The organism is Oryzihumus sp. (assembly GCF_036391795.1).
In the GTDB taxonomy this organism is placed as follows: Bacteria; Actinomycetota; Actinomycetes; order Actinomycetales; family Dermatophilaceae; genus Oryzihumus.
In genome coordinates this window covers 1-9,042 of the sequence record NZ_DASVZH010000177.1, presented here as the reverse complement: position 1 = coordinate 9,042, position 9,042 = coordinate 1, and the positions used below count along the sequence as shown (strand labels likewise).

Genomic DNA, 9,042 nt, shown 5'->3' with positions numbered 1-9,042 from the left:
CCCTCACGGTCTTCAAGCACACTGCAGCGACTGATACCTGGAGCTACTTCACCGACCTCACGACATTGCCTGCCACAGCGACCTACGCCCAGGCCTCAGCCCTGACCCCGGTGATCCCGGACGGAGTCGACCAGATCACCTTCGGCGTCTCCATCTCGGCAGACGGCACTCTGACCACGGACGACTACTCGCTTGTTGACACCAGCCCAACCAACCTGGTGGTCAACCCGAGCCTGGAGGACCAGTCCAACGGGTTCCCCGTCTGCTTCGAGAAGTCAGGCTGGGGCACGTCCAATGTCACCTACACCTCCGTCACCGGGACGGCTGCGCACAGTGGCAACTACGCCGAACAGATCACGGTCTCAGGCCTGACGTCCGGCGACCGGAAGGTTCTCCAACTGGAAAGTTCGACGTGCGCACCCAAGGTCACGGCGGGCCACCAGTATCAGGCGAGTGTTTGGTACGAGAGCACGACGAACAGCAACGCCCTCACGGTCTTCAAGCACACTGCAGCGACTGATACCTGGAGCTACTTCACCGACCTCACGACATTGCCTGCCACAGCGACCTACGCCCAGGCCTCAGCCCTGACCCCGGTGATCCCGGACGGAGTCGACCAGATCTCCTTCGGGGTGTCGATCTACGCTGACGGCACTCTGACCACCGATGACTATTCCCTCACCGACACGAATCAGCAGGCCCCGCCGCCATCGTGTACCGCCTCAGCTGACGTCTGTGCTCACGGACGCTGGGATGTTCTGAGCTACCCGAACACCGTTCGCGCCATCCACTCGGTGATGCTCAACAACGGCAAAGTGCTGCTGATTGCTGGATCCGGGAACGACCCGACGGCCTTTGCTGCCGGGACCTTTAAGACCACGCTCTGGGATCCCGTCGCGAACTCGTTCACCGATATCGCAACTCCGGCCGACATGTTCTGCGCCGGGCACGTGCAACTTCCCAACGGCAACGTGCTGGTCATGGGAGGGAACAAGGCATACCCCGCGGCCGACGGCAGCCATGGCTACGAGGGGCTCAAGACGAGCTACGTGTTCAACATAACCACGAACGCCTACCAGCAGACCAACGACATGAACACCGGGCACTGGTACCCGTCGGCGACGGAGATGGGCAACGGAGACGTGCTCTCCCTTGGCGGGCTCAACGAGGCTGGCCAAGGCACCGTAGAGACCGAACTGTTCTCCAACACCAGTCAGGCATGGCTCGCCCATGACTCAGTGCCGCAAACGTACAACTACTGGGGCTTGTACCCCTCGATGATCCTGATGCAGGACGGCCGCCTCTTCTACACCGGAAGCCACGTCTTCGGAAACCAGGGGCCGAGCGGCTCTGGCGCCGACATTTACGACTTTGCCGCCAAGACCATCACGGACATCCCCGGGCTCCAGGACCCCCAGGAACGCGACCAGTCGGCAGCCGTCTTGCTCCCCCCAGCACAGGACCAGAAGGTGATGATCATGGGTGGTGGCAACGTCAACACCAACGTCGACGCGAACCGGTACACCGACCTGATTGACCTCATGGCAGCGGACCCCAGCTACACACCTGGACCGCTGCTGCCACAGGGCAAACTCGAATTGGGTAACTCAGCCACCATGACCGTGACCGACCCTGGAGTGGGAACCGAGACCGGAGCCATGGGGAAGATGTATGTTTCGGCGGTTCTCATGCCCGACCGGAAGATACTGGAAACCGGTGGTGGCCTGCACAACCGAGCGGACGCGGTCTACGAGAGCAGCATCTACGACCCAGCCACGAACTCGTTCCAGTCAGTCACACCAGATCCGGTCGAGCGCATGTACCACTCCGAGTCGTTCCTTCTTCCAGACGGCCGGATCGTCTCCGTCGGCTCCAACCCAGGCGACGGCAGTTTCGACATGCGGATATCCGTCTACTCGCCGCCATACATGTTTGCATCCAGCAGGCCGAAGATCACCAGTCTCGCCAGTCAGACCTGGGCCTACGGCTCGACTCAGCGAGTCACCACCGATTCCGCCATCGTCCAAGCCGAGCTGATCAGACCGGCTGCGGTCACGCACAGTTCCGACCCGAACCAGCGCCTGGTAGACCTGCCGATTACGCAGAACGCCGACGGCAGCTACTCCCTCAACCTCACGAGCAATCCCAACCTTGCGCCGCCCGGCTCGTACATGCTCAACGTTGTCAGGGCAGATCACGTCCCTTCTACGTCAGTGTGGGTAAAGGTGGGATCATGAGCCGGACCAGAGTCCTCCTTGCCACGTCCTTGCTGGCTGGGTTGGTCCCTGCCGTACTTGCCACAGCGGTCGCCACGGCCGACACCTCAACACCACCCAGCAGCCCACCCATCAAGGCGCACGTGGTCGAACAGGCCAACCAACTCTCTGGGAAGGTCATCCCAGTGGGGAAGGACGTGGCGGTGCCGGTGACGCCGTTCGTCGACGGGTGTGACCGGGGGTATGGCACGCCAGGACAGTGTGTCCCGCTCCGCGCGCCCGGCAACCGGCCGGTCACCTGTCACTACTTGCTCGAGGCAGGATGGCTCAAGACACCGCTGGCTTATACCAACGATCACCTACACCTGGTGGTTCATGGAATTGTGTGCGGCCAGTACGCATCCGTGCGGCCTTGACCCTGCCAGCCACGACAGGCCGTCGGCGGCATGCTGAGATGCCGTGAGTCGTCTTACGCGAGCGCCCCCGGCTCTCGGGCGGCAAGAACTTGGCCTCGCCGCATCCTGTGGCTTCAAGCCCTCACCGGCCCGAGTGAGCGGACATCGGTTCGCGCGAGGCCGCGCTCTGGGAGGCGACCTCCGTCCCGGCGCACCGGCTAGTGGCTGCATGAACGCGTGATAACGCTGGTCCACATTGCTCAACGTCACGAGCAACAGTTCGGGCCCCTCCCCGCGATGACAACGTCACGGCGCGCGACACGCACGTCCCCGTCGTCGAGCTGGTTGGCCAAGGTGGGTCGGAGCCAGGATCGACCACGATTTGGCCGCGGTGGGCTCGCCTTGGGACGACCTGCTGCCCGGCGACCATGACCACGCCGGTGTCGGACTCGCGCCGCTGGGCCCTGATCAGTTCGGCCGAGGGGCCCGGCCGGCGAACCCCAGGTAGGGGACTGGGCCTACTTGCGGGTCAGCGGGTTGGCCCTGCCGCGCAGCAGCTCTCGAGTGTCCAGGTCGCAGAACCATCAACGCGGCGGCCTACCGGTGAGGAATCTTCCTAACGTCCATCACCCTCTGACGACACGCACGACTTCCGAGACCCGCCCTAGAAGGACATGCATCTGCCCACCCTCACTGACGTCCCCCGCACTGGACCACCCAGTGATAGCCGGAGCGAGCAAGAAGGCAACACCGGCAATCAACGAGGGTGTCTCGGCCTTTGCGGTAGCAGACCGTTGCGCCTGCGGGCACGAGCGAGGTAACGGGGCCGCCGCAGACACGCCCGACGAGCCGGCTGGTGTGTCCCGCGACGTTCAGCGTTCCCTGAGCTCCGCGCCTGCCTGTCCCGGCGCGGACGCGTCGTGCATCCCGGCGACGGGGTCGCCCCCGCCGATGACCAGGTCGGCGTACCGCGCGGTCTGGCTGACCGCACGGGCGTTGGCCTCGTCGGGTCCGTCAACCCAGGCGACCGCCGCGTCGGGTTCCTTGCCGAAGGCGACGTGCCGAGCGACCAGCCGCTCCCGCCGGGTCGCGTCCGGCAGGTCGACGAACCAGACCTCCCGGAGCAGCGCGCGGATCTGCGGCCAGTGACCGGACTGCAGCAACAGGTAGTTGCCCTCGGTCACGACCAGCCGGGCCTGCGGCGGGACCGCGATCGCCGCGGCGATGGGCTTTTCGAGCGTGCGCTCGAAGCCCGGGACGTAGACCGTGTCCTCGCCGTTGTCGGCGATGCGCTGCAGCGCAGCGAGGTAGCCGGCTGAGTCGAAGGTGTCCGGGGCCCCCTTGCGCCGGCGGTTGCCGAGCCGTTCGAGCTGGACGTCGGCGAGGTGGAAGCCGTCCATCGGGACGTGTGCCAGCCAGTCCCCGCCCACCCCGGGCGGCGGCTGCCGGCGCAGGGCGGCGAGCAACTCCTCCACGAGGGTGGACTTCCCCGCCCCAGGAGCGCCGGCGATCCCCAGGATGACGCGGCCGTGTGCCGGCACGAGGCCGCGGGCGCGCTCCGCGAGCGCGGCGACGTCGGTCATCGGGCGCGGCTCGCGTGCAGCAGCGAGTCGGTGGGGGCGCGCGCGTGACGGGCCAGGTCGGCACCGTCATCCCAGAGGTTGCGCCACACCGCCAGGTCGTCGCTGGAGACGTCCGCGGTGAACGCGAGGCCGCGGGAGCACACCACCCGGAGCCCGGCCGCCGAGAGCTGCTCCCGGGCGGCGGGGACATCGAGGTTGGTCGCTTCGTGCAAGGACAGCTCGAGCAGGTCGTAGCCGGCCGCCCTGGTCTGCTCCACGGCGTAGGCGACCGAGTCGGGGCTGGTGTCGCCGACCCAGACGAGGGCATGGACGCCGATCGGGTTGGTGGTCGTGGTGCTGTCGGTCATGGCAGGTGGTCCTCAGTGGTTCGGAGCGGTATTCCGGGTGGCCGGCGCCCGCGGGCGGGTGCGGTCAGGCGGCGAGTGCGCCGGTGATGAGCGAGACGATCTCCTGGCTGGTGGTCTGGTCGGTGCGCCGGCCGCCGACGCAGCGTCCGGCGCGCATGGCCCAGACCTGGTCGCGGGCTGAACCGCCCGGCCGGCTCAAGTGCCCCCGGTCCCGACGAGGTGGAACACACGGCTGAGCTGTCGGTAGGGGTCGCGCAGGCTGGCCTGCAGCTCCACCTCGGCCACGGCCTCGACGTCGGTGTCCGCGAGCGGCAGGTCCATCCAGTCCGAGAACAGCCAGACGCCGTACCAGGCCCGCGGTTCGACTCCGCCACGGCGCAACAGCGCCGAGAGGTGCTCGACCGTGTCGCCGCGGGTCGACGCGCCCAGGACACCGGTCTCGCTGGTGGCGTCGAACCCGGCCAGGGCATCCGCCCACCGGTGCTCGAGCGCCGGCCGCACGGCCATCGTCGCGGCGTTGAGCGCCATGACGGAGACCACCCCTCCGGGCTCGACACAACGACACAGGACGTCGAGCAGCGGCTCCGGTGCGGGAAGGTACATCAGGACGCCGTGGCAGAGCACGGCGGCGAACCGCCGGTCACCAGTGGCCTCGACGGCGGACTCGCCGGCGGCCCGGACCAGCCGGACCCGCGACCGGACCTCACTCGGCTCCTGTGCCAGCCGTTCCTCGGCCTTGGCCAGCATCGCTGTCGACGGATCCAGGATCGTGACGTCGTACCCCAGCCGGGCGAGGGGCAACGACTGGTGCCCCGCCCCTCCGCCCACGTCCAGCACCGAGGCCGACGGCGGCGGCAGGTGCCGCAGCAGCTGTTGGTGCAGGACGTAGGTGCGCACCTGCCCCTTCACGGTGGCGTAGGCACCCTCGACAAACGGATCGGCCAACGCCTTCCATGCATCTTCGACCACGCCACGATGCTCTCAACCCGGGGACTCTTTGGCGCCCACACGTGACCGAACAAGCACGGTGGGAGTGCCGACCCGCCGGCGGGGCCGGCTACCAGAGCTGGGCCGCCAGGTCTTGGTAGGGCGGGACGAGCTCGCCCCACCGCGCTTCGGTGTCACCGCGTTCCCGCCCGGCGAGGTGAGTGGCGAGGTTCTCGGCATGGATCTGCCACCCGGCCCCGTAGAAGGCGGTCTTGGCCAACGGCATCCCGCGGACCTGGATCGTCAGGTCTGTCTGGTCGCCGACCGCGGTCAGGGTGGCCTCGATGCTCGCGCCGAAAGGCGGCACGCCTTGACCGCGCTGATAGGACTCGTCGGTCTCGCGAGTGGTCACCCGGAGCCGCCGTGAACTCTCCGGGGCGTTCAGCGGCCCCCGGCGCCCTCGAATCCAATCAGCCAGTGGAGACCGTTCCGGTCGATGACCTGCCCGTCGGAGGCGCCCCAGGGCCGCATCTGCAAGTCATCCACGACCCGGCCACCTTCGGATAGAAAGTGAACCACGTGCTCAGGGTCGACGGGTCGGACGCACCGAGCAGTGACAGCATCAGGCCCTCACTGCGGAACACGGGCTCGTCACCGGCCGCGTCGGAGGCGAAGAGGGTGACGGGCCCGTCGACGAGGTAGCCGTGGGCGATCGCATGGCCTGGGCCGTCGGTCCTGTTGAACTCCTCAAAGGTGTGGAGCTGCACGGTGCAGCCGAAGACGTCGCCGTAGAAGGTCAAGGCGTCGCGAGCAGTTCCCGGGAAATGAAGATAGGGCGCAGGTGCCGACATGGCTCGCCGCCGAGGGGGACGGTGACGATGGACCGGCACTCGCACGTCATGCCGACGGCCCTGCGCGAAGCCGCCTATGCCGCCGGCCGGGCTCTGGGGCTGTCGTGATGGTCCCGCTGCTGTCAGTGACCCCCGGACACAGCAAGAGCCCCGGCCGTGTGGAGCGGCGCGGGGCTCTGACCTGCTGGTTTCTGTCTCAACACAGAGCGCGCCCGAAGGGATTCGAACCCCTAACCTTTTGATCCGTAGTCAAATGCTCTATCCGTTGAGCTACGGGCGCTTGTCGCGTTTCCGGATGTCCGGCGCAACGGGGCACGAGAATACCCGAGCGGGACCGTGGGGCGAAATCGCGGTCCGCCGACCCTCTGGAAGCACCCCACCCGAGCCGGCCGGCGCGCCCCCGCGGCCACCCCTCGCCACCCACCTTCGACAGCCTCGCGGTCACCCCGGCCACCCGCGGACCGGACCCTCTCCCAGACCCAGGGACCCGGCATACCGGCCGGACCGGCACAGGGCCGAAAGGCCCGTCTCCGCAACCGATCTTGCAGCAAATCGGTCGCTTTCTTGCAGGCCATTGCAAGAAACCGACAAGCGACGGGACTTTGTGAGACGTTTCACGAGCGAGCGCTGAACACGACGGTTCCGCCCGGCCTTGGACCGGGGCTACCTTGGCAACCACAAGCGCGTTCACCATGTGGACACCATTTCGCCAACTCCGTCGGGGGCTGTAGCAAGCGTCGCCCGACGAAGGGGCGGCGCGGGTCCCGCATCGGACGCACCACCGCAACTGACGCAGGCGACCAGCACGCGGTCGCCGCGCGAAAGGGATGGCCCGATCTCATGACGACTGAGACGACCACAGCAACCCCCGCCACGGCCACGCCTGGCACCGAGATCCCGAGTGACGGCAGCACCACTCACGCCCGGCTCGCGTCCTGGGTTGCTGAGGTTGCCGCCCTCACGACGCCGGACCGCATCCACTGGGTCACCGGGTCGGACGAGGAGTGGAAGACGCTGACCGACGAGCTCGTCGAGGTCGGCACCTTCACCCGGCTCAACGAGGACCTCAAGCCCAACTCGTTCCACTGCGCCTCCGACCCCAGCGACGTCGCGCGGGTCGAGGACCGGACCTTCATCTGCTCCCTCGAGGAGAAGGACGCCGGCCCCACCAACAACTGGATGGCGCCGGACGAGATGAAGGCGATCATGACCGACCTCTACCGGGGGTCGATGAAGGGCCGGACCCTCTACGTCATCCCCTTCGTCATGGGGCACCTCAACGCCGAGAAGCCGATGTTCGGCGTGGAGATCACCGACTCCGCCTACGTCGTCGCCTCGATGCGCGTCATGGCCCGCATCGGCACCAAGGTCCTGAAGCGGATCGAGGAGCTCGACGCCGACTTCGTCCCCGCCCTGCACTCCGTGGGCGCCCCGCTCGAGCCGGGCCAGCAGGACGTCGCCTGGCCGTGCAGCGACACCAAGTACATCGTGCAGTTCCCCGAGGAGCGGATGATCTGGAGCTACGGCTCCGGCTACGGCGGCAACGCCCTGCTCGGCAAGAAGTGCTACTCCCTGCGCATCGCCAGCGTCATGGCCCGCGACGAGGGCTGGCTGGCCGAGCACATGCTCATCCTCAAGCTCACCTCGCCCGAGGGCACGGTCAAGTACATCGCCGCCGCGTTCCCGAGCGCCTGCGGCAAGACCAACCTGGCCATGCTCGAGCCGACCATCCCGGGCTGGAAGGTCGAGACCCTCGGCGACGACATCGCCTGGATGAAGTTCGGCAAGGATGGGCGCCTCTACGCCGTCAACCCCGAGTTCGGCCTGTTCGGCGTCGCGCCGGGCACCGGCTGGGACACCAACCCCAACGCGATGCGCACCATCGCCAAGGGCAACTCGGTGTTCACCAACGTCGCCCTCACCGACGACGGTGACATCTGGTGGGAGGGCATGACCGAGGAGAAGCCGGCGCACCTGACCGACTGGAAGGGCCGCGACTGGACCCCCGAGTCCGCCGAGCCGAGCAGCCACCCCAACAGCCGCTTCTGCACCCCGATCGAGCAGTGCCCGATCCTGGCGCCGGAGTACGACGACCCGCAGGGCGTGCCGATCTCGGCGATCCTGTTCGGTGGCCGCCGCAAGACGACCATCCCGCTGGTCACCGAGGCCCGCGACTGGGTGCACGGCACGTTCATGGGCGCGACGCTCTCCTCCGAGACCACCGCGGCCGCCACCGGCGCCGTGGGCGTCGTGCGGCGCGACCCGATGGCGATGCTGCCGTTCATCGGCTACAACGCCGGCGACTACTTCAACCACTGGATCAAGGTCGGCAAGGACGCGGACGCGGCCAAGCTGCCCAAGATCTTCTACGTCAACTGGTTCCGCCGCGACGCCGACGGTGGCTTCGTGTGGCCGGGCTTCGGCGAGAACTCGCGCGTCCTCAAGTGGGTCGTGGAGCGCCTCGAGGGCACCGCGGGCGCGGTCGAGACCCCGATCGGCCACGTGCCGACCCCGGAGTCCCTCGACACCGAGGGCCTGGACATGACCGAGGAGCAGCTGCGGATCGCCCTCGACGTCGACGCCGACGAGTGGGCCGCGGAGATCCCGCAGATCCAGGAGTGGTTCGACAAGTTCGGCCCGACCCTGCCGACGACGCTGTGGACCGAGCTGGACGGCCTCAAGGCCCGCCTCGGCGTGAAGTAACCACACGGCATACGCCCCAG

7 protein-coding genes and 1 tRNA gene are annotated in these 9,042 nt (G+C 67.6%); 2 read left to right on the top strand and 6 right to left on the bottom strand.

Annotated elements, in window-relative coordinates; genetic code table 11:
- Positions 1–2,237, top strand: a 2,237-nt coding sequence (locus VF825_RS10620) for a galactose oxidase early set domain-containing protein (RefSeq protein WP_331113001.1), incomplete at its 5' end; no start/stop codon positions are given.
- A gap of 1,246 nt (positions 2,238–3,483) precedes the next feature.
- Here the strand turns inward: VF825_RS10620 and VF825_RS10615 are convergent.
- The 6 genes from VF825_RS10615 to VF825_RS10590 all read right to left on the bottom strand — a co-directional run bounded on the left by VF825_RS10615 (position 3,484) and on the right by VF825_RS10590 (position 6,599).
- Positions 3,484–4,194, bottom strand: coding sequence for a nucleoside/nucleotide kinase family protein (locus VF825_RS10615; protein ID WP_331112999.1), 711 nt, complete (start codon positions 4,192–4,194; stop codon positions 3,484–3,486).
- Complete coding sequence (locus VF825_RS10610) at positions 4,191–4,541, bottom strand: hypothetical protein (RefSeq protein ID WP_331112997.1); 351 nt, start codon at positions 4,539–4,541, stop codon at positions 4,191–4,193. The genes VF825_RS10615 and VF825_RS10610 overlap by 4 nt, the downstream gene beginning before the upstream one ends.
- A 195-nt stretch (positions 4,542–4,736) precedes the next feature.
- Positions 4,737–5,510 (bottom strand): methyltransferase domain-containing protein, encoded by a 774-nt coding sequence (locus VF825_RS10605; protein WP_331112996.1) that lies wholly within the window; start codon positions 5,508–5,510, stop codon positions 4,737–4,739.
- Between the two features lie 88 nt (positions 5,511–5,598).
- On the bottom strand, positions 5,599–5,835 hold the full coding sequence (locus VF825_RS10600; protein ID WP_331112994.1) for a hypothetical protein: 237 nt from the start codon (positions 5,833–5,835) through the stop codon (positions 5,599–5,601).
- Positions 5,836–5,938: 103 nt separating this feature from the next.
- Positions 5,939–6,268 (bottom strand): hypothetical protein, encoded by a 330-nt coding sequence (locus tag VF825_RS10595; protein WP_331112992.1) that lies wholly within the window; start codon positions 6,266–6,268, stop codon positions 5,939–5,941.
- A 258-nt stretch (positions 6,269–6,526) separates the two neighbouring features.
- Positions 6,527–6,599 (bottom strand) — tRNA-Arg (locus tag VF825_RS10590).
- A 560-nt stretch (positions 6,600–7,159) separates the two neighbouring features.
- Here VF825_RS10590 and VF825_RS10585 point away from each other — a divergent pair.
- On the top strand, positions 7,160–9,022 hold the full coding sequence (locus tag VF825_RS10585) for a phosphoenolpyruvate carboxykinase (GTP) (protein WP_331112990.1): 1,863 nt from the start codon (positions 7,160–7,162) through the stop codon (positions 9,020–9,022).
- Positions 9,023–9,042 lie beyond the last annotated feature (20 nt).

What these genes read in the sequence shown, in the direction of transcription:
- VF825_RS10615 (WP_331112999.1), bottom strand. Translation starts at nt 4,194, where the DNA reads ATGACCGACGTCGCCGCGCTCGCGGAGCGCGCCCGCGGCCTCGTGCCG.
- VF825_RS10610 (WP_331112997.1), bottom strand. Translation starts at nt 4,541, where the DNA reads ATGACCGACAGCACCACGACCACCAACCCGATCGGCGTCCATGCCCTC.
- VF825_RS10585 (WP_331112990.1), top strand. Translation starts at nt 7,160, where the DNA reads ATGACGACTGAGACGACCACAGCAACCCCCGCCACGGCCACGCCTGGC.